Consider the following 19463-nt stretch of genomic DNA (forward strand, 5'->3'; position numbering starts at 1 on the left):
CGGGAGGCAAGAACTTGCGGTCGGTCGAGGAGCAACAGACGATCGTGACCGCCGCCGCGGTGGCGCCGCGGCCGGTCCGTGTGGCGATCTCCGAAGCCCAGGGGCTGCTGTGTGCCGAGGAAGTGGTCACCGAGCGGCCGCTGCCCGGGTTCGACCAGGCTGCCATCGACGGTTACGCCGTCCGTAGCGTCGACGTGCAGGCCGCCGGAACAGACATCCGGGACGACGAGGGTGCACCCGTGGAACTGTCCCTTCCCGTGGTCGGCGAGGTGACGGCCGGTTCGCGGCAGCCGATCCGGTTGCAGCCCCGCCAGGCGGTCAAGGTCGACACGGGAGCTCCGCTCCCGACGCTCGCCGACGCCGTCCTCCCGCTCGACCGCACCGACGGCGGCCGCGCCCGCGTCAAGATCTACAAACCGGTCCGCTCCGGCGACTACGTGCGCCGCGCCGGCGACGACGTGCAGCCCGGCGACGTCGCCGTCCGGGCGGGCACCATCATCGGCGCCGCCCAGGTGGGGCTGCTGGCCGCGGTGGGGCGCGACAAGGTGCTCGTGCATCCCCGGCCCCGGCTTTCGGTCATCTCGGTCGGTGGCGAACTCGTCGACGTCGACCGGACCCCCGGACCCGGGCAGGTCTACGACGTCAACTCCTACGCGCTGGCCGCCGCCGCCCGCGACGCCGGCGCCGACGTCAACCGGGTCGGGATCGCCAACGCCGACGCGCGTCGTCTGCGCGAGGTGGTGGAGGGTCAGCTGATCCGGTCCGAGATCGTCGTCATCGCGGGTGCGGTCGGCGGCGGCGCCTCCGAGGACGTGCGGGACGCGCTCGCCGATCTCGGAAACCTCGAGGTCGACCGCGTCGCGATGCATCCGGGATCGGTCCAGGGTTTCGGCCAGCTCGGACGGGACGAGGTTCCGACGTTCCTGCTCCCGTCCAATCCGGTGAGCGCCCTGGTGGTGTTCGAGGTGATGGTGCGCCCGCTCATCCGCATCGCACTGGGTCGCAGGCAGCCGATGCGCCGCGTCGTCACGGCCCGCACCGTCGCACCCATCACGTCCATCGAGAACCGCAAGGGTTTTCTCCGCGGTCAGCTCATGCGCGACGAGGCCACGGGGGAGTACCTCGTCCAGGCTCTCGGCGGGGCGCCGGGCGCGTCCTCGCACCTGCTCGCCACGCTGGCCGAGGCCAACTGCCTCGTTCTCATCGAACCCGAGATCACCGAGGTGCGGACGGGTGACCAGGTGGACGTGGCGTTCCTGGCGCAGCGTGGCTGATGACTCGGCGTGAGACGACATGACACAGCATCCCGGTTGGCCGCCGCATCTCGGGCCCCTGCGGGTGAAGGGTGGGGTCGTCACTGTCCGCGCCATCAGGTTGCGTGACGCGGCGGCGTGGAGCCGTCTGCGCACCCGCGACCGCGCGCACCTCGAACCGTGGGAGCCAACGGGGGAGGCGCCCTGGGAAGCGCGCCACCATATTTCGGGATGGCCGGGACTGTGCAGCAGTCTGCGTTCGGAGGCGCGGAAGGGCCGGATGCTGCCGATGGCCATCGAACTCGACGGCAATTTCTGCGGCCAGATCACGATCGGAAACGTGGTGCGGGGTGCCCTGCGCTCCGCGTGGATCGGTTACTGGGTGGCCAGCGACGTCAACGGGCTCGGCGTGGCCACGGGCGCGCTCGCGCTGGGACTGGATCATGCCTTCGGCCCCGTGGGATTGCACCGCGTGGAGGCCACCGTGCGACCGGAGAACCTGGCGAGCCAGGCGGTGCTCCGCAACGTCGGCTTCCGTGAGGAAGGTCTGCTCGCGCGCTATCTCGACGTCGACGGGCAGTGGCGTGACCACATTCTGGTCGGCATGACCGTCGAGGACGTGCCCGGCACGGTGGCGGATTCGCTCGTGCGGAGTGGCAAAGCCACCTGGGCGTGATCGCCGGCGCCGCCGGAGCGTGACCGGCAGAACCCCCGGATTCGCCCGCCGAATCGGACATGGACAAACGTCCAGCTACGCGGCAGTTATCTGACGGTATCAAAGCTCCCTTACCGGGACTCCACTTTCGGCGAGTCTTTGCCCGATCGTTTCCTCCGCCCGCTCGGGGCATGTCGGGCACCACATTTTCGCGTTACGCATGTGACACCTGAGTATGGTGAGATCGGCGCGTCTGCGAAGATGTGCGTGTTCATGCGGTTAGCCTGGATGGGTCAACAGCGGTATCCATGCTGGTAGACGATTGGGAGGAGGTCGCCGAATGCCGAACTCGTTTCTCTGGATCGGGCTCGTCCTCGTGTGGCTCTTCGTCCTGGTCCCGATGCTGGTGAACAACCGCCCCCGAATTCGGCAAACCAGTGACGCAGCACTCGCGACGCGCGTGTTGCACCGCGGCGACGAACGTCCCGTGCAGCGTGGACCCGCAGCAGGGCACCGCAGCGACCCGTACTGGCAACCGGAACCGGACCACTACGGCTACGACGCGGAGGACCTTGTGGACACTCACGCAGAAGAAGACGATTTCGACGGTGAACGGGCCCCGGTCGGCGAGTACGTGCCCGTGCGCCGGGGACGTGGCGGCTTCGATCCCGAGGCCGACGCGATCGCGCGCGAGGCTCGCTACGGATTTCGGCAGCGATCGCTTCTCGGGCTGGTGTTCGCGACCATCATGTCGGCGGCGCTCGGGCTGATCATCTCGCCCCTGATGTGGTGGGCGTTCGCGGCCGGTGTGGCCGGTCTCGTCGCCTACATGGCGTACCTGCGCCGGCAGGTCCAGATCGAGCAGGAGATCCGTCGTCGGCGGACGGCACGTCTCAACCGCTCGCGACTGGGCGTCGAGTCCCGCAGCGACGAGGAACTCCGGCTCATTCCCGCCCGGCTGCGTCGTCCGGGTGCCGTCGTCCTCGAGGTGGATGACGGGGACCCTGAATTCGATCATCTCGAGCACTTCGACGACGAGCCGATGCAGCAGGCGACGATGCGCCGGGCCGCTGGTGAGTAGTCCTCCGATCCGGGCCGAAAGCCGCGTCGGTGCAGGCGATTCGTTCCCTCCGCGGGTTGCCTGCTAGAGTTTGCCGAGCGGATCGCAGGATCCGCGCGGGGCTGTGGCGCAGTTGGTAGCGCGCTTCGTTCGCATCGAAGAGGTCAGGGGTTCGATTCCCCTCAGCTCCACCCCAGAAGAGGCACTCACTCCATCCGGAGGGAGTGCCTCTTCTGTGTTCCGGCCCGGTGCGCCGTCGTCGCAGGTTCGGGACCCGACACTGGGTCCGAAATTTGCCAAAAGGTAACTGTATGCTGTCTACTGTCGGTAGGTCATCAAGGGGTCGATCGCACGGGGCGGAATACATGCAGGCAATACGCAAGATCTCGAAGTTCCTGGAGCCGGCGACGGTGGTCGCGACCATCACCGCGACGATGTTGCTGGTGAACGTTCTGTGAATTCCGACCGGCTGATCGACAGCATGCCGGCGCCGACCGATCCGCACCTCCAGGCCGCAACGCCGAGCCCGTAGGGGTTCTCCGAAGCTGCCCGAGTCCCACCTGGCTCGGGCATCGCTGGTGGTGCCGGTTCCCCGACACCGGCACCACCAGCACCTCCGCTCGATTCGCTCGTTACCATGACTGCGGCGACGTCGCCGTGAACGTGGAGTCGTGTCGTGAATACGAGGGGGGTGCATGGTGAGCGCGCGTCGTGTCTTTCGAAGGCTGACCGTGGTCGGGCTGGCTCTGGCCTTCTTGTCCGGGCTCGCCTGGATCACCGTTTCGGCGTTCCCGTCCGACGCCGTAGCCGGCCCCCAATACCACGAATGCGACGGTGGTCGCTGCGAAGACGGTTCCACAGGGTCCCCCGGCGGCGGCAAGCCCCATCATCCGCATCCACCGTGCGAGAGCCGGCGCGGATGCGGTGGCGGAGAGCCCAGCGAGACACAGGAACCCAGCGAGACGGCCGAGCCCACCAAGACGGCCGAGCCCACCAAGACGGCCGAGCCCACCAAGACGGCCGAGCCCACCGAGACGGCCGAGCCGTCCGAGACCTGGGAGCCATCCGAGACGACGGAGCCGTCCGGGACCGCCGAGCCCACGGAGACGTCGACACCCTCGACGTCACGGGTCGTGGTCGCCCCGCCTCGTCCGATCACGTTGCCGCCCCCGGCCGAACCGAAGGTCCTGCGCCCGGATACGTCCGGAGGCGACGATTCGGGGGATCCGGATTCCGGCAACGCTGCCGGCCCCGGCTCCGAGGACACCGCCGCCCCCGGCTCCGAGGACACTGCCGGCCCGGGCTCCGAGAACGCTGCCGCGCCCCCGGCTTCGGGGGGAGCACCGGCGGAAGGGTCCGGTCCGGCAGGACCGGGTGCGCGCGGTGCTACGGATTCCGCGCCCCGGGACCGGCCCGCGGGGGAGGCCCCGGGCAGCGACGCACAGTCGCCCGCCGCGCAGGCGCCCGCCCAGGGCGATCCGGCCGCAGCGCCGCCGGGCATGGTTCCGGTGGTCCACAGTGAGCCGCTGCCTGCCATCACCGTTCTCGGTGGGGTCGGCGTGCTGCTGTGCTGCGCCGGCGGAGCGGGTGCGCTGACCTTCAAGGGTGCTCGCGCACAACAGGCGCGCATCGCGGCCGTGCGGGCGGAATTCTTCCCGCCCGCTTCGAATGGAGGGGTGTAGTCGTGGGGGCGAACAGATCTCATCGCCGGGTGGCGGCGGCCGTGGACGCGGTGTGTGACGCGGCGGCCAGGGCCGAGGCAGTGACACTCCGGCACGTGGTGGACGCGGTTGCCCGCGAACGGCAGCGTTCAATCGAACTCGATTTCACGAAGCCGATGGCACCGGGGGTCTGCGGTCAGCGGCGCGCATACCCGGACCGGGACGTGATCGTGCTGGCGCCCGGCCTGCCGGACCTCGACCGCACGCTCGCGCACGAGTTGGGTCACATCGTGTTTCGGCACGAGGGAGCGGAAATCGTGGCCGCGACCCTCGAAGCCGGGGACGACCTGATCGCCTACATGCTCAGCCAGCGGTCGCGGCGGCGGGGAGACGAACCGCCGGCCGACGAGGTGGCCGAGTGGGAGGCCGAGACGTTCGCGTCGATGCTGCTCATTCGCTTGAAGACGATGCGGGGGCGCGGTACTCCCGTGTCCGTGCTCCGGTACGACGAGGCGATCGGCTGATGGGCTGGCTGGTTGCACTCGTCGTCTGGACGGCGGCGGGTGCCAGGATCGGCCGGGTCGCCGCGCGTCAGCCGACGCCGCTGCGCGTGGCGATGGTGGTGGCGGTGTTCAGCGCCGCGATCGCCTCGACGCTGGCGGTCCCGGACGTCGCCGGTCGCGTAGACACGGTCGCCCCGGCGGCCGGGCTGTCGGAAATCGTCCTCGAACTGGCGTGGACGTTGTTCGCCGCCGCGAGTGCGGTCGGCGCGGTCTCCGTGTGGCCGGTACTTCCGCGTCCGGCGCTGCGTGCGGTTGCCGTGATCGTCTACACCCTCGCCGTCGTGCTCGGAATCGGGCTTGCCGGTGGAATTCCCGCTCCCGCGCTGGTGTTCATCGTGATCGCGCTGACCGCGGTGGTCGTGACCGGGGTCCGGCACGTCGCGTGGACGCCGCTCGGGCGGGGAATCTCGCTGATCGTCGTCGGATCTGCGACGGTGCTGACGGCAGCCGTCGTGGGACTGGTGCGTGAGCTGTCGGGGCAGACGTGGGTCGTCGGCTCGTCGCCGGCGTACACCGTCGCTGCCGTGATCGTGTCGGTCGGCACCGTGTGGGTGCTCGTCGAAACCTGGCTGCGCGCACGGCAGGACCTGCGCCGCATGGACACTCTGCATTCGGTGCTCGTCACCCGGTTCCCCGAAGTGGTCGAGGGCGACGGCAAGGGCAGCACCACCGTTCTCCGCGCGTCCGACGCCGTCGCCGATGTCATGGACGCGCTGTACCTGCAGGCCGGTGCAGGCATGCTCGACACGGACGAACAGGAACTTCCGGAATCGACGGCCGAGCGCGCCCGGATTCTCGCGCGCTGGATCGACGACCCGATCGCCTCGGACGTCCTCGACACCGAATGGATCGCGCCGCCCCCGGGCATGTCGCCGCGCCGATGGGTGCTCGAACTCGCGGGCGCGTACGCCGAGTTCGGCACGTCGGCCCCGGCTCCGGCGACGGCGGAGACCGCCGACTCGGCTGCAGACTAGCCGGAGCGGCCCCCGAAGCCGGTCAGTCCGGCGATCCGGTGACGAGCCAACCGCAGGGCGCGGCGAGGTCCTCGGCCTCGGGCGGCCCCATGGATCCGGCGGGGTACGGTTTGGCCGGGGGAGGGTCCCGCAGGAGCGCGTCGGCGACGGTCCAGACGTGGGCCAGGCCGTCGGGGCGCGTGAACAGCGACCGGTCGCCGTGCAGTACGTCGAGGATGAGCCGCGAATAGGGTGCAAGTGCGTGGCCGAGTGGCACCGTGTCGAGGGGCAGCCCCAGGTGGCCCACCGACAGGCTGTCGTCGGGTCCGGGTTCCTTGACCACCATCGAGATGTCGATCTCGCCGTCTCCGGACAGGTCGAAGGTCAGAACTGCGCCGTCCGGCGGAATGTCCGTGAGCGGGCCCCGGGGACCGCGGAAGACCAGGCTCACCCGTTGCTTGCTGACGCCCAGCATCTTTCCGGTGCGCAGGAGGAACGGCACGCCGTGCCAGCGGGCCGTGTCGACCCACAGCCGGGCGGCGACGAACGTCTCGGTCGTCGAATCGTCCGCGACACCGTCGACGTCGCGGTACCCCTCGTACTGGCCGAGCACCACGTCTGCCGTATCGAGGGGCCGGAACGCCCCGATGACGGATTCCCGTGCGGACTGGAGATCGTCGGGGCCCAATGTCTCCGGCGGTTCCATCGCGATCTCGGCGGCGACCTGGAACAGGTGCGTCACCAGCATGTCCAGGACGGCGCCGGTGGCGTCGTAGAACCGGGCGCGGTCGTCGATGTCGAGGATCTCGGGCACGTCGATCTGTATCTGCTCGACGTGTTCGCGGTTCCAGACGCCCTCGATCATCCCGTTGGCGAAGCGCAGGATGTGCAGATTCTGGGTGCTCTCCTTGCCGAGGAAGTGGTCGATCCGATAGATCTGCTTCTCGTCGAGGACCTGGTGCACGGCCTCGTCGAGTTCGACGAACGCCTCCTGGGACGTCCCGAACGGCTTCTCGTACACGACCCGTGCGCCCCGGGCCAGATCGTGAACGCCGAGCGCACGGGTGGTGTCGGCGAACGTACTCGGTGGCAGCGCCAGGTAGTGGACCAACTGCGCATCTGCCGCGCCGAGGTCCTGCCGTGCCTGCTGCACGGCCGCGGGGAGCGTTCCCGGGTCGTCCGGGGTGAATCCGCCGCCGGCGAATCTCAGCCGCCGGGCGAAGGTATCCCAGTCGGCGTCGTCGTGCGGCACTCCGAACTGGTTCACGACGTCGCGCACGTGGTCGCGGAACTGATCGTCGGAGACGTTTCCCCGCCCGGTGCCGATCAGCATCCACTCGGAGTTCAGGAGCCCCGAGAGGGCGAGTTGGAAGAACGAGGGGAGGACCATGCGTTTGGACAGGTCTCCGGTGGCACCGAAGAGGACGAAGATCGTGGGACCGAGCTGCGGTCTGTCAACCATTGCTCCATCATGCGCCACGGAGGCACGCCGGGCAGGGCAATCCGGCGGTGTCGTCGGGTACGGCGTCTCGGGCCCGGGCGGACACCGGGTGTCACTCCTGGCGAACGCGTTGCCGCCCAACGGTTCTCGCGATCAGCGGGACGCGTCCGGCGGAACCTCCGGCAACCCCTCGCTGGCGCGGAGTTTCTCGGCCATCGTGGTGAGCAGATTCTGTGACTCTTCGGAGAGGTCGAACGCGCGGCTGGAGAGCTTGCGGAGTCCGTATCCCTGGAGTTGCGAGAGAAGCTCGAGATCGTGGTCGATCTTCGCGGCGTAGATGTCGTTGAAGAAGTAGTCGGGCTTCACCTTGAAGAAGCGGGCGAATGCCGCGACCGTCTCGTCGGAGGGGTTGGTGCGCTGTCCCGATCGGAGCTGGGAGATGTAGGGCTTCGAGATCTGATGTCCGTCTGCGATCAGCGCCGCAGCGACCTCAGCGTTGGTATGCGGTTTACGTCCCGGAGGGTGGACCGTGTCGAAAAGCTTGTTCAACCGCGCAGCAAAATCTGCCATTGTGAGCCGCCGGGTCCTCTCTCGTGCGCGCGTCAGTCGTGTGAACGACACCGTACCATGATGATAACCGATTGATAACTCACGAACATAGGGCCAAAACGCCGTTCGATCGAGCGTGGCTTATCTCATATATGTTTCAATCACCGCGCGTCGCCCAGTCGAGGATCGTCGGCTTTTTGAGCGCTTTCTGCGCTCGTCACACGCGGTCTACCGTTGAAAGTTCAAGGGGGGCGCCGATGTGGGCGAAGCTGAACCCGCGTCGGCGCGCGCGTTCGGGGCCGCGACTGCATGGTTGCCATTTCAATCACTGAGAGTTTGCTGGCAATGTTGCAGGGGTGTGCTTCGTGGGGTCGACGTGCCTATCGTCCCTGTTCAGGGCTGATGTGTTGCGTTGCGCATCGCAACGTCCGGAGGTCGCTCGCGGCCCGCGGGGCTTGGTGAACACTACTGTGAAGTAGAGGCTTCTGCACGGGCGGCGGGCCGCGCGCCGCCATCCCGCCCCTCGGCCGCTGCGTGTCGAATGTGGACGCGCCTCGGCGAGCTGGACGATTGTCCAGCTCAGGTGGGGTTCGGTAGCGGTGGCGGACCTCCGAGTCTGGTCAAAATCGAAGCCGTCGGGGATGATTGTGATATGGAACACAGAATGAGTGACGCCGAGCTTCGGAAGGCGATTCGAGTTCTGCGCGAGCGCGCCGACGACGCCCGGCACCGAGGAAACGACGACGACGCCAACGGGATCGAGAGGACGATTCGTACCTATCAGGAAGAAATGACTCAGCGGTTGTGAACCGTCACGAACCGGCCCGCCGAGGGCCGGTTCGCGTCTCTCCCGGGCAAATGCGCCCCGCAGTTGCGTGCGCGCAATCAGATTGCGTGCGTAGACTTCCAGCCGACACGGATCGGTGACGACGGGGGCGCACACGGCTATGGCGATCAAAACGCTGGACGGCAAGAAGTGCCTGATCACGGGTGCAGGTAGCGGAATCGGGCAGGCAACCGCCCTCGCGGCCGCGGCCGAGGGCGCCGAACTGTTCCTCACCGACATCAACGAAGTCGGCCTGGCTCAGACAGTCGAGCAAGTCGGCAGCGGTGGGGGCACCGTCAGTTTCTCGCGTGCGCTCGACGTGTCCGATTACGACGCGGTTGCCGCGTTCGCCGCCGATGTCCACGAGCAGTTCGGCAGCCTCGATGTCGTGATGAACGTCGCCGGCATCTCCGCGTGGGGGACGGTCGAGAATCTCGAACACCGGCACTGGAAGTCCATGGTGGACGTCAATCTGATGGGTCCGATTCACATCATCGAGAGTTTCGTCCCCCCGATGGTGCGGGCGGGCCGCGGCGGCCACCTGGTCAACGTCTCGTCCGCCGCCGGACTCCTGGCGCTTCCGTGGCATGCGGCATACAGTGCAAGCAAATTCGGGCTTCGCGGAGCCTCCGAGGTGCTGCGGTTCGACCTCAAACGGCACGGCATCGGCGTGAGCCTCGTGGTGCCCGGCGCGGTCAAGACGCCGCTGGTGGGCACCGTCGAGATCGCAGGCGTCGACCGCGAGGATCCGCGTATTCAGAAGGCGATCCACCGCTTCGAGAAGCGCGCTGTGACGCCCGAAAAGGTGGCATCCTGTATCCTCGCCGGCATCAAGAAGGACCGGTACCTGGTGTACACGTCGCCGGACATCCGATTCGGCTACTGGTGGGCCCGCAAGTTCTCGCCGCCGTACGACTTCGTGATGCAGCGGGCGAACGACCAGTTCAGCAAGTTCCTGTAGCGGCTATGCCTCGCCGGCGCGGAGCACGGTGCCGTCGGTGAATCGGACGCCGTCGGTGCACCGGCACTCGACCTGCCCGGCGCCGAACTGTTCGGCGTGAAGACGCGCGTACAACCCGTGTCGCGCAAGGAGTTCGGTGTGCGTGCCGCGTTCGATCAGCGTTCCCTCGTCGATCACGAAGATCACGTCGGCGTGCTGAATCGTGGACAGTCGGTGCGCGATCGCGAGGGTGGTGCGTCCGCGCATCACCTCGCCGAGGGCACGCTGGACGAGTCGTTCGGAGACCGTGTCGAGCGCGGACGTCGCCTCGTCGAGGATCAGAACCCGAGGATTCTTCAGCAGCACCCGGGCGATGGCCAGGCGCTGCTTCTCGCCGCCGGACAGGCGGAATCCTCTTTCCCCGACCAGGGTGTCGTAGCCGTCGTCGAACCCGAGGATGCGGTCGTGAATGTTGGCGGCCGCGGCGGCGGCGTGCAATTCGGTATCCGTCGCGTCCGGCTTGGCGTACCGAAGGTTGTCCGCGATGGACGCGTGGAACAGATACGGGTCCTGGGTCACCATTCCGACCGCCTCGGCGAGCGAACTCATGGTCAGATCGCGCACGTCGTGGCCGTCGACCCGGACGGCGCCACTGTCCACCTCGTACAGGCGTGGCACGAGGTAGCAGAGCGTGGTCTTGCCTGCGCCGGATGGTCCGACGAACGCGGCGAGCTGACCGGGTTCGATGTCCAGCGACGTGCCCGCGACCGCCCAGCGCCGGCTGCGACGTTCCGCCGGTGCGGTTTCGGGCGCCGCCACGGCCGGGAGCCGAGATGCGACGGTCGCGACGCCGCGCATGCCGCCGCCCCCGCCTCGGCCCAGGCTGCGCAGCGCCACCGGGTCGGGATCCGCGGTGGCCAGCCGGACGGGCGCGGGATACGCGAAGTACACGTCGTCCAATTCCACTCGCCCGGGTGAGTCCGCGGGCAACTCGACGGCGCCCGGCCGGTCGACGATCGCGGGTTGCAAATCGAGGTATTCGAAGATGCGGCGGAACAACGCCATCGACGTCTGGACGTCGAGAGTGACCCGCATCAGCGAGACCAGCGGTTGCAGCAATCTGGCCTGCAGGGTCGAAAACGCGACGAGTGTGCCCGCCGAGAGGGCCGCGGAACCGCCGCTGACGAGGTACCCGGCCAGCAGGTAGACGAGAGCGGGGGTGATCGCCATGAACGAGCTCACGACGGCGAAGAAGCCCTGGCCCGTCATGGCCTGGCGCACCTGAAGTTCCGTCTGCCGGGCGTTCTCGGTCCGATACCGGTCGAGTTCGGTGTCGGCCTGGTTGAACACCTTCGTCAGCAGCACACCGGACACGCTCAGTGCTTCCTCGGTGATCGCGGTCATGTCCGACAACGACTCCTGCGTCTTGCGCGCGAGAACCCGCCGCCGGGCGCCGACCCGCCGCTGCAGATAGACGAAACCGGGCAGCAATGCGACCGCGAGCAGCGTCAGCTGCCACGACAGCAGCAGCATCGCGATGAGAGAAGCCGCGACCGTGACGACGTTGGACAGGATGCTCGACGCCGTGGACGTGAGGACGGAGCGCACCCCACCGACGTCGTTGGCCAGACGCGATTGGATGGACCCGGTCTTGGTGGAGGTGAAGAAGGCCAGTTCCATCTTTTCGAGATGGGCGAACAGCCGCTCCCGCAGATCCGCCATCGACAGGTTGCCGACCCTGGTGGTGAGGTAACTCTGGCCGACGCCGATCACCGAACCCGCCAGCGTCACCACGATCATGGCCACCACCAGCCATAGCAGCAGCGTCAGATGCACACCGCTGTCGTCGGTAGGGAACAGAGCACGGTCGAACACCGCCTTCGTGAGGAAAGGATTCACGATGCCGAGCAGTGCGGACACGACGATCGCGGCCGCGACGAGCACCAGCCACCCGCGGTAGGGGCGGAGGAGCGCCCAGATGCGGGGGAGCAGCGAAGGCTCGGGCGCCCGCTGCATGGATATGGGACCGGTCGCGGACATCTCCCCATCGTGCCCACCGAGCAGAGTCCTGGCGAGCCGATTAAGTCCGGTTACGGCCGGTCACCGTGCTCGGGGATGCCGAGTTCGCCTCGCACTGCGGTGAGGAAGTCTTCCTGCGCGCTGATCCCGGCCTGGAAATGGTCGACGAAGTCCTGCTGGCGGGTGGACAGCGCGTCCGCGGTCACGATGTCGTCTTCTGCGAGGTCGAGGGTCAGCCAGCCGGCAGCCTCGGTTGCGGCCGAATACTCCACCATCATCCGTCGCGCGGGTTCCACCGCCGGTGCGGATCCGATCAACTCCACCGCCGCGAATTTCGAGGTGAACACGACCTGCTGGTCGTGCAGCGGTGTGATGACGGCCTGCACGGTGGCCAGCAGGATCGGCCCGTCGAAGCGGTCGAACGCCATCGAGACGGAACCCGAGGTGTTGCGCACCTCGTTGGCGGCGGTCAGGAGTTCCGAATAGATCTTCTGCCGCTGCGTCCGCAGGAACTCGTTCTCGGATTGGCTCATCGTCGCCTTTACTTGGTTCGACGTGTTCAGCAGAGTGAACGCCCCGCCGGACACGGAACCGATCAGAGTGCCGACGACGGCCATCGAGGCCATGAGCATGCTGAGCCGAAAATCTCGGCCCCGCACAGTTTTGCGTTCGAGAGATTCGGTGTTCTCGGTCTCGCTCATCGTCCCGCTCCAATCGACCCTCCACGGCGTACGCTCACTCTCCCGTGCGGCCGGCGAACCGTCGCGCGTAGTCGACTACGCGGGTTGTGAAACTTCTCGAGGGGGTCGGTGCGATATGCGTAATAGGTCGGGGATCCTCGGGAAATCGAAGGTGAGCACAATGACCAAGATCGCACTCCGCGCGGCAATTGCTTCGGCCGTCATCGCTCCGGTGATGCTCGTCGGCGCGGGAGGGGGCACAGCGACGGCGGCACCCGTCCTCAGCGCAGGCGGCACAGGCGCGATCAGCGTCACGGTGCCGCGGGGAGAAAGCTGGAACTGCTTCGCGCTGGATTCGAATTTCGGTCTCCGGGCAGGCGTCGGAAGGCTGGATGGATTCGCGGCAGGATCGAACGTGACCGTGTTCTGCTTCGGCACCACGGCACCGTTCTTCTTCACCGGCAGTGTGAAGGCCGGAACATAGAGTTTCTTCGAAGGATTCTCAGCGATGCCCGGCGTGCAGGCAGTCCTCGAACAGCGTGCGCACCTCGTCGACGTGCCGGTCGAGATCCGCGAGGTCCCAGTCGTCGGTCGGTACGGGCTCGAGGACGTCGACGTCGACGGTGCCCGGGTGCGCGACGAGCGAGTTCCGCCACATCCGTTCGCCGGCGTTGTGGATGACGATCGGCACGATCGGCACTCCCGCCTGCATCGCCAGGTGGAATCCGCCCTTCTTGAACCTGCCGAGGCGCGGGGTGGGTGAACGGGTGCCCTCGGGGGCGATCGCAATGGAGATGCCGGACTGCAGTTTGTCCACGGCCGGGAGGAGGGCCGCCCGCGCCTTCGTGCTGTCGGCCCGGTCGATGTAGGCGACGTCGAGGAGGGCGCCCACGGGAATGAACCGGGGGTCGCGCGCGGCCTCCTTCTTCGCGACGCCGGTGACGTCGCGCCGGATGACGCTGCCGATCACCAGCAGGTCGAGCGAACTCTGGTGATTGAACATGAAGACCGCGGGCCTGGCCGACCACGCGTTCTCCTTGCCTTTGATGCGCACGTTGATTCCGCAGATCGCGAGCGCGAGGTCCGGTCCGAAGCTACCGACGAGGTTGGCGCCGGTCTGCCGGTTCTGGGTGAGCAGGCCCGCGGAGACGCCGAACGCCGCGGCACCCATCAGGACGCCGATCGCGGTGGTGGTGCGGGCGATCGACATCGGGTCGGCGCCGCTCTCGGGGGGTCGTAGATTCACCGACGGCCACCCGTTCTGCCGTGCGGTGGCCGCAAGCTTGCGGTCGGGGTTCAGCGCCACGGGATGTCCGACCGACTTCAGCATCGGAACATCCTCGGCGCCGTTGGAGTACGCGAAGCTGTCGCCCAGATCGGCGCCGTGCTTGTCGGCGTACTCGCGCAGTGCGTCGGCCTTGGCCTGTCCCCACAGGGGCGGCGATTCGAGCTTGCCGGTGAGCATCCCGTCCAGGATCGCGGGCCGCGTGCACAGCACGTCCTCGGCGTCGATGTCGAGGTCCGCGGCCACCGACAACGCCTGATACGGGGTGGCGGACGTGGCCATCACCACGCGGTGACCGGCGTGCCGGTGTGCGGCGAGCAGGCCACGGACCTCCGAGAAGATCATCCTCGCGATCTCCTGGCGAAACAGGCGCTGCCCCCACTCCTGCATCTCGTCCTCCATGCGCCCGGCCAGGCTCTCCACGCCGATGCGCATCAGGTTGCCGACGTCGGCGCCCCGGAAGCGAGTCTCCACCGCCGCGTTCGTGGTGCGGAGAAGCTCGGCCACGCTGATGTCGAAGCGCCGCAAACGATCCCGGTAGACGACACTCGCGGAGTACCCGCTGATCAAGGTGCCGTCCAGGTCGAACGCCGCGAGGGTGGCCGGACCCGGAACGGCAGCCGCGATGTCGTCGTGGAGACTGCGGAGATCGCTCATCGACTCACCTACCACCCATCTGGTCGAGATTCTCGTGCGCGATGGCCCGGATGCGGAGCACCTGGTCGATCAAGGTCTGGAGTTCGGCCTCGAACTCGACCCGCCGGGCCGCCATGTTCTCGGCGTTCGGTTCGACCAGTCCCCGGTTACGTGCCAGCTTGAGCGCGGTCGTGAACAGTTCGGCCGAGATCGACTCGCTGCTCCCGATCTGCTGCCGGAGCCTTCGCTGCTCGGCGAGCGCGAGGCATGCCGTCATAAATGCCTTCTCGTCGAACTTCCGGTCCACGGGAGTGCGAAGCAGCTGTGCCGCGACCACCGCGTACGCCTCCAGGAACGGCTGCAGGACCCGGTGGGCCAGGTGAATGCGCATCCCGGACAACAGGTTCGCCGCATGCTGGGGGTCACCCAGATTCGACTGCCACGCCGGGTCGATCAGGTCGAGTTCGGCCCGCAGTTCCTTCCGGAAGCTGTCCTTCTCGCTGAAGAAGAATTCGAACTTGAGGAGGTCGCGGATGCGGAGTGCCGCATTCCATCCGTCCTCGAGAGGGTCGGTGAACTGCTGATCGACGGCGGCGCGCAGCACCATCTCCGCGATCGCCCGCATCACCAGGAAGTGAATGGTGTTGTTGCGGTAGAACGCTGCCACGAGATGCTGATCGCGTCCGAGGTAGAACACCCGCTCGCTGCCCTGGTCGAAGCTTTTCAGGACCCCGGAGTCGAGGTGGGTGCGCACCGCCTTGCGGATCACCTGCGGGTCCGTCAGATCCACGTCGCCCGCGGTCGGCAGCGAGCGCGCCGTGATGTAGTCGACGAGCGGCCCGAGGATGGCGCCGACCTCGGCGACGGTGAGCGCGCGGTCCTCGATGCCGAGAAACGCGAGCATGACCAATGACGACGCCGTGACGGGGGTGACCTCGTTGATGCGGTGGCACACCTCGAACGCCGTCTTCTGCACCGCCAGTCGCAGGTCGTCCTCCTGACCGAGGTAGTCCGCCAGAGACATCGGCCTGCCGACATTGACGTGCGCGACACCGTGCCGTTGACCTTGCGCCCGAACGTATCCGAAGAGCCAGCGCAGACTCTCCTTGCTCTTCGCCTGGCCGTGCGCCTCCGCCGCCATCGCCCCGACCTCGTACAGCTGGTCGTAGGTCAGCGACACCGGGACGAGGTAGACGTCGGACATCCCGCTGTCCTGGAACGCTTTCGCGAGATAGTTGAGCAGGCCGAACCGCGGCGGCCGCAGTTTGCCGGTGCGGCTGCGCCCGCCCTCGATGTACCACTCGAGGTTGAACCGCTTCGTGAGCAGGTAGCGCATGTACTCGCGGAGCGTCCACTTGTAGATCTCGTCGCCCTCGATCTTGCGGCGGATGAACACGGTGCCGCTGCGCTTGCCGATCGGTCCGATCGGCCAGAAATTGATGTTCAGCCCGCCCATCACGTGGTTGAGCGGAAGGTCGTTCGCGAGCAGCGCGGGCCGCAGCACCAGGGGGTCGAGGTACGAGCGGTGGCTGGGCAGGAACACCAGGGAATGTTCCTTGTTCAGCTCCCGCAGTTGGTCGAGCCGGGTGGTGTCGACGTCGAGGCGGTACGCGCGGGAGAAGTAGCGGCCCAACTGGTCCCACAGTGCGATGGCCCGCCGGCTCTGGGCGGCCACCATCTCGTCCAGTGCGCCGCGGGCGCGGCGATCCACCTCGGCGACGGGAAGATTCAACTGGGCCGACAGGTCGTGGGTGCCGTCGTGGTACCGGCTGGCGTCGGTGATCTCGTCGACGACGAACCTCGACACCTTGTACTGCGTGCCCAGCACCGTGCGCTCGGCCCGCTCGAGGGTCAGCGCTGCCTGGCGGCGGATGAAATCCGGAAGGGACCCACCGCCGTTCTCGGCGAGCCGGCGTTCGAGGTCGCTGAGCGGGGCCGGGTCGCCCTCCAGAACCTGGCACCGGGCGGGGTCGTCGCGCATCACCCGCCGTTGCATGTTCTGGCCGGGATGCAGCGGATCGCGCAGCGAGAGCGTCTCCCGCAACCGCTGTGCGCCGTCCGGGTGGGTCTCCTTCGGTAGCCACACCACCCGGAGCGGGGTGAGCAGCGGATCGTCCTTCCGCCGAGCGAGATCGGCGAGTGCCTGGTCGGTGACGCGGACGGTCGGCGGTGGCTGACCCGAGTCGTTCGCCTGCCGCTCCAGCCACGTGCGGAGAACGTCGTCCTCCATCTCGCTCATCGTCTCGATGAGATAGACCCGTGGCCGTGCCGTCTGCTCGTCCATCGCGCCAGCCTTTCCCTTCACCCGCGGCCGAGTTCGACGATCTCGTCGAGACTCTCCTGCAGGCACGACATGAACCGCGCCGGTTCGGTCACGGCGGCGGTGTCGAGATTGACACCGATGCAACACGTGCCGACGTGGGAGACGAGGGTGGCCATGACCGCGCAGCCGGGAGCCGGGCCGAACGGGAACATCCGCTCGATCCGGGCACCCGCCAGATACACGGGCACGGGCACGCCCGCGACGTTGCTGGCCTGCAGATCGAGGCCCGTCGACTGCGAGAGGTACCAGTTGGCCAGCACCACCGTCGGGATCCGGACCAGGATGGGGGCGGCGGAATCGAGCAGCCCGAGCGCCGGTTCCTGGCGCAGGCCGAGAATGATCGCGCGGACCTTCCGAATCCGTTCGATCGGGTCGCGTTCACCGACCGGACCGGCGAACCGGGCGGCGGCGAACCGGTTGCCCCCGGTCGGATCCGACGCCGAACGCATACTCACCGGCATCCCCACCGGAATCGTCGCGAGGTCGTAGCCGAACGACTCGTGATAGCGGCGGAATCCGCCCAGCAGCGCCGCCACGTACGCGTCGTTCAACGATCCGCCGGCGACGTGAGCAGCGGAACGCAGTTCGTCGACGCTCACCTCCAGAACCCCGAACCAGCGCCCGAGCCCGCGGTCGCGCAGCAGGTCCGAGCCCGTCGACGGGGGAGGCGTCACCACCCTGCGGATCGAGTTCGCGTAACCGGCGACCTCGGTGACACTGCCCACGGGGTCGCCGACGACCGTCATCGCCGTCCGCACCGCGCCACGGATCAGGCCGCCGAGGCGGCCCGGGGCGCTGCGCACGTTGTCGAGCGCCTGTTCGAGCAGAGCGCCGCCGCCCGACATCTGCTCCGGCAACGGTGCCGGCCGATCCGGTTTGTCCGGCGACGGTTCGGGACGCCTGCTGTGCAGCAGCGTCATCAACTGGATTCCGCCGAGCCCGTCCGTGATGCTGTGGTGCGTCTTCACCACGTAGACGGCGCGGCCGTCGTCGAGTCCCTCGATGAGCATGGCACTCCACGGCGGCCGGGCGCGGTCGAACGGTTCGGTCGCCAGGTGCCTGCACATCCGCAGCGCATGGTCGAACGTCGCCGGCTCCGGCAGCCGCACCCGCGACAGGTGGTAGTCGAGGTCGAATTCGGGGTCGACCGACCACATCGGATTGCCCAGCCGCAACGTCGGCTCCACCACCCGCATCCGGATGCGCGGCACCATGTGCGACGCCCATTCGTGGGCGCGCACGAGCCGCTCCCAGTCCGGCGGTTTGTCCAGGACGTCGACCGCGACGATCGGGGAGCGCAGCTTCGGCTGCACCTCCTCCATCCGCCACATTCCGGTCTCGAAGTCGGACATCGTGCGGTCCGCTCCCCAGGCGACGTCGGAGAAATCCACGTCGACGGCACTCGGTGGTATCAGAGGTTCGCCGTCGGCCATGCCCACCCTCATTCGTTGCTCGAGTTGCCCTCAGCTGCTGCTTTTCCAGTGTGGACCCGCCTCGCAGATCGCGTCCCTGGTTCCGGCGGATTCGCGCTCCGCGCCCGCGCGTGGCTGACGAGTCGCTGGACTCCTTCGCCGCTCACGGAGTTGTCGTAGGCTGCCGTCATGGCGAAAAGCTTCGACTACTCCGAAGAGGTCGCGTACCCGATCGACCGGGTGCACGCGGCACTGACGGACCCGGCGTTCTGGCGACACCGGTTCGAGGAGGCGCCGGACAAACTCACCCTCGACGACAGCCGCGGCCCCGGCACGCTCACCGCGACGATGCGCGACACGATCGGCGCGTCCTCCCTCCCCGGGCTGGTGCGCAAGGTCGTCACGGGCGAACTGAAGGTCGAGCGCGCCGACCAGTGGGGCGCCCTCGACGGCGACCACGCCGACGGCCGGATCACCGGCAGCTCCACCGGCATCCCGGTGCAGATCGAGGGCGCGTCGGTGCTCCGCGCGTCGGGCGACGTCACCGTCCTCGGCCTCACCGGAACGGTGCAGGTCAAGATTCCGCTGGTCGGAGGGCAGATCGAATCCCTGATCAGGAAGCTCGTCGGCGACATGGTCGGGCAGGACCGCGACGCGATCGAGAAGTGGCTCGGCGACAGCTGACGCTCACGCCCCCGGCGCGGGGTCGTCCAGTTCGACGTCCAGCGTGCGGGCGCCCGGTCCGGCCGTGCCCAGCCGGTCGTGGGAGTTGACGATCGCGCAACTACCCAGCGACAGGCATCCGCAGCCGATGCACCCGGTCAGGTTGTCGCGGAGCCGGATCAACTGCTCGATCCGCTGATCCAGATCGGCGTGCCATCGCGTCGACAGCTTCTCCCAGTCCTTGCGGTTCGGGGTGCGGCCCTCGGGGAGGGTCGCGAGGGCGTCCCGGATCTCGGCGAGCGGAATCCCGACCCGCTGGGCGATGCGGATGAACGCGACCCGCCGCAGCGTGTCCCGGCGATAGCGACGCTGGTTGCCGGACGTCCGCCTGCTGGTGATCAGCCCCTCGCGTTCGTAGAAATGCAACGCCGACACCGCGACGCCACTTCGTTCCGACAGCTGTCCCGGCGTCAGTTCCTTCGCTCTCCACTCGGGCATCTCCACGACAGGCAACCTTTCACGGGGTTACCTGAACAATACTCGA

At 67.8% G+C, this 19463-nt stretch carries 18 protein-coding genes and 1 tRNA gene; 11 read left to right on the plus strand and 8 right to left on the minus strand.

The annotated features are described in order from the left end of the window. The first annotated feature begins 14 nt into the window (after positions 1 to 14). From glp to ROP_RS28290, 7 genes are all read left to right on the plus strand, one after another. Positions 15 to 1274, plus strand: a complete 1260-nt coding sequence (gene glp / locus ROP_RS28260) for a molybdotransferase-like divisome protein Glp (RefSeq protein WP_015889440.1) — start codon at positions 15 to 17, stop codon at positions 1272 to 1274. A 19-nt stretch (positions 1275 to 1293) separates the two neighbouring features. Continuing rightward, positions 1294 to 1929 carry a GNAT family N-acetyltransferase gene (locus tag ROP_RS28265; protein WP_015889441.1) on the plus strand — a complete coding sequence of 212 codons (636 nt, stop codon included), beginning with the start codon at positions 1294 to 1296 and terminating at the stop codon, positions 1927 to 1929. Between the two features lie 319 nt (positions 1930 to 2248). Continuing rightward, positions 2249 to 2989: a divisome protein SepX/GlpR gene (gene glpR, locus ROP_RS28270; RefSeq protein ID WP_015889442.1), complete on the plus strand. Its 741-nt coding sequence runs from the start codon at positions 2249 to 2251 to the stop codon at positions 2987 to 2989. A 97-nt stretch (positions 2990 to 3086) separates the two neighbouring features. Next, positions 3087 to 3159: transfer RNA gene (locus ROP_RS28275), tRNA-Ala, on the plus strand. 504 nt (positions 3160 to 3663) lie between these two features. After that, positions 3664 to 4650, plus strand: a complete 987-nt coding sequence (locus tag ROP_RS28280) for a hypothetical protein (protein ID WP_015889443.1) — start codon at positions 3664 to 3666, stop codon at positions 4648 to 4650. 2 nt (positions 4651 to 4652) lie between these two features. Then, positions 4653 to 5153 (plus strand): ImmA/IrrE family metallo-endopeptidase, encoded by a 501-nt coding sequence (locus tag ROP_RS28285; RefSeq protein WP_015889444.1) that lies wholly within the window; start codon positions 4653 to 4655, stop codon positions 5151 to 5153. Beyond that, complete coding sequence (locus ROP_RS28290; protein WP_015889445.1) at positions 5153 to 6166, plus strand: hypothetical protein; 1014 nt, start codon at positions 5153 to 5155, stop codon at positions 6164 to 6166. The genes ROP_RS28285 and ROP_RS28290 overlap by 1 nt, the downstream gene beginning before the upstream one ends. Positions 6167 to 6188: 22 nt before the next feature. Here the strand turns inward: ROP_RS28290 and ROP_RS28295 are convergent, their stop codons facing one another. Then, positions 6189 to 7607 (minus strand): glucose-6-phosphate dehydrogenase, encoded by a 1419-nt coding sequence (locus ROP_RS28295; RefSeq protein WP_015889446.1) that lies wholly within the window; start codon positions 7605 to 7607, stop codon positions 6189 to 6191. Between the two features lie 132 nt (positions 7608 to 7739). After that, entirely contained in the window at positions 7740 to 8156 is a 417-nt protein-coding gene (locus ROP_RS28300) for a helix-turn-helix domain-containing protein (RefSeq protein WP_005238699.1), read from the minus strand. Positions 8157 to 8799: 643 nt separating this feature from the next. Between ROP_RS28300 and ROP_RS43595 the strand changes: the two genes are divergently transcribed. Further along, a complete protein-coding gene (locus tag ROP_RS43595) occupies positions 8800 to 8943 on the plus strand; it encodes a hypothetical protein (RefSeq protein WP_005561362.1) in 144 nt (47 codons plus the stop codon). Positions 8944 to 9082: 139 nt separating this feature from the next. After that, positions 9083 to 9922 (plus strand): SDR family oxidoreductase, encoded by an 840-nt coding sequence (locus tag ROP_RS28305; RefSeq protein ID WP_015889447.1) that lies wholly within the window; start codon positions 9083 to 9085, stop codon positions 9920 to 9922. A gap of 3 nt (positions 9923 to 9925) precedes the next feature. Here ROP_RS28305 and ROP_RS28310 read toward each other — a convergent pair whose 3' ends face one another. Then, complete coding sequence (locus ROP_RS28310; RefSeq protein ID WP_015889448.1) at positions 9926 to 11941, minus strand: ABC transporter ATP-binding protein; 2016 nt, start codon at positions 11939 to 11941, stop codon at positions 9926 to 9928. Between the two features lie 50 nt (positions 11942 to 11991). Next, the gene (locus ROP_RS28315) at positions 11992 to 12621 is read right to left on the minus strand and encodes a hypothetical protein (RefSeq protein WP_015889449.1); all 630 of its coding nucleotides are present in this window, start codon (positions 12619 to 12621) and stop codon (positions 11992 to 11994) included. Between the two features lie 160 nt (positions 12622 to 12781). Here ROP_RS28315 and ROP_RS28320 point away from each other — a divergent pair, with 160 nt between their 5' ends. Further along, the gene (locus ROP_RS28320; protein WP_015889450.1) at positions 12782 to 13084 is read left to right on the plus strand and encodes a hypothetical protein; all 303 of its coding nucleotides are present in this window, start codon (positions 12782 to 12784) and stop codon (positions 13082 to 13084) included. 18 nt (positions 13085 to 13102) lie between these two features. On the opposite strand, the gene ROP_RS28325 is transcribed toward ROP_RS28320, so the two are convergent. From ROP_RS28325 to ROP_RS28335, 3 genes are read right to left on the minus strand one after another with little or no spacing between them, the layout of a single operon-like run. After that, positions 13103 to 14542, minus strand: coding sequence for an HAD-IB family hydrolase (locus ROP_RS28325; protein WP_015889451.1), 1440 nt, complete (start codon positions 14540 to 14542; stop codon positions 13103 to 13105). Positions 14543 to 14546: 4 nt separating this feature from the next. After that, positions 14547 to 16805, minus strand: coding sequence for a glycerol-3-phosphate 1-O-acyltransferase (locus ROP_RS28330; protein ID WP_015889452.1), 2259 nt, complete (start codon positions 16803 to 16805; stop codon positions 14547 to 14549). A gap of 17 nt (positions 16806 to 16822) precedes the next feature. Next, the gene (locus ROP_RS28335) at positions 16823 to 18277 is read right to left on the minus strand and encodes a wax ester/triacylglycerol synthase domain-containing protein (protein ID WP_043825467.1); all 1455 of its coding nucleotides are present in this window, start codon (positions 18275 to 18277) and stop codon (positions 16823 to 16825) included. Between the two features lie 168 nt (positions 18278 to 18445). Here ROP_RS28335 and ROP_RS28340 point away from each other — a divergent pair, with 168 nt between their 5' ends. Next, positions 18446 to 18940, plus strand: a complete 495-nt coding sequence (locus ROP_RS28340) for a DUF2505 domain-containing protein (RefSeq protein ID WP_015889454.1) — start codon at positions 18446 to 18448, stop codon at positions 18938 to 18940. 3 nt (positions 18941 to 18943) lie between these two features. Here the strand turns inward: ROP_RS28340 and soxR are convergent, their stop codons facing one another. After that, a complete protein-coding gene (gene soxR / locus ROP_RS28345; protein WP_015889455.1) occupies positions 18944 to 19423 on the minus strand; it encodes a redox-sensitive transcriptional activator SoxR in 480 nt (159 codons plus the stop codon). Between the last annotated feature and the right edge of the window lie 40 nt (positions 19424 to 19463).

The organism is Rhodococcus opacus B4, from assembly GCF_000010805.1.
GTDB classification, from domain to species: domain Bacteria; phylum Actinomycetota; class Actinomycetes; order Mycobacteriales; family Mycobacteriaceae; genus Rhodococcus_F; species Rhodococcus_F opacus_C.

Coding starts and splice junctions, on each gene's coding strand:
- ROP_RS28265 (WP_015889441.1), top strand. CDS start 1,294: ATGACACAGCATCCCGGTTGGCCGCCGCATCTCGGGCCCCTGCGGGTG.
- glpR (WP_015889442.1), top strand. CDS start 2,249: ATGCCGAACTCGTTTCTCTGGATCGGGCTCGTCCTCGTGTGGCTCTTC.
- ROP_RS28280 (WP_015889443.1), top strand. CDS start 3,664: ATGGTGAGCGCGCGTCGTGTCTTTCGAAGGCTGACCGTGGTCGGGCTG.
- ROP_RS28290 (WP_015889445.1), top strand. CDS start 5,153: ATGGGCTGGCTGGTTGCACTCGTCGTCTGGACGGCGGCGGGTGCCAGG.
- ROP_RS28295 (WP_015889446.1), bottom strand. CDS start 7,607: ATGGTTGACAGACCGCAGCTCGGTCCCACGATCTTCGTCCTCTTCGGT.
- ROP_RS28300 (WP_005238699.1), bottom strand. CDS start 8,156: ATGGCAGATTTTGCTGCGCGGTTGAACAAGCTTTTCGACACGGTCCAC.
- ROP_RS43595 (WP_005561362.1), top strand. CDS start 8,800: ATGAGTGACGCCGAGCTTCGGAAGGCGATTCGAGTTCTGCGCGAGCGC.
- ROP_RS28305 (WP_015889447.1), top strand. CDS start 9,083: ATGGCGATCAAAACGCTGGACGGCAAGAAGTGCCTGATCACGGGTGCA.
- ROP_RS28310 (WP_015889448.1), bottom strand. CDS start 11,941: ATGTCCGCGACCGGTCCCATATCCATGCAGCGGGCGCCCGAGCCTTCG.
- ROP_RS28315 (WP_015889449.1), bottom strand. CDS start 12,621: ATGAGCGAGACCGAGAACACCGAATCTCTCGAACGCAAAACTGTGCGG.
- ROP_RS28320 (WP_015889450.1), top strand. CDS start 12,782: ATGACCAAGATCGCACTCCGCGCGGCAATTGCTTCGGCCGTCATCGCT.
- ROP_RS28325 (WP_015889451.1), bottom strand. CDS start 14,542: ATGAGCGATCTCCGCAGTCTCCACGACGACATCGCGGCTGCCGTTCCG.
- ROP_RS28330 (WP_015889452.1), bottom strand. CDS start 16,805: ATGGACGAGCAGACGGCACGGCCACGGGTCTATCTCATCGAGACGATG.
- ROP_RS28335 (WP_043825467.1), bottom strand. CDS start 18,277: ATGGCCGACGGCGAACCTCTGATACCACCGAGTGCCGTCGACGTGGAT.
- ROP_RS28340 (WP_015889454.1), top strand. CDS start 18,446: ATGGCGAAAAGCTTCGACTACTCCGAAGAGGTCGCGTACCCGATCGAC.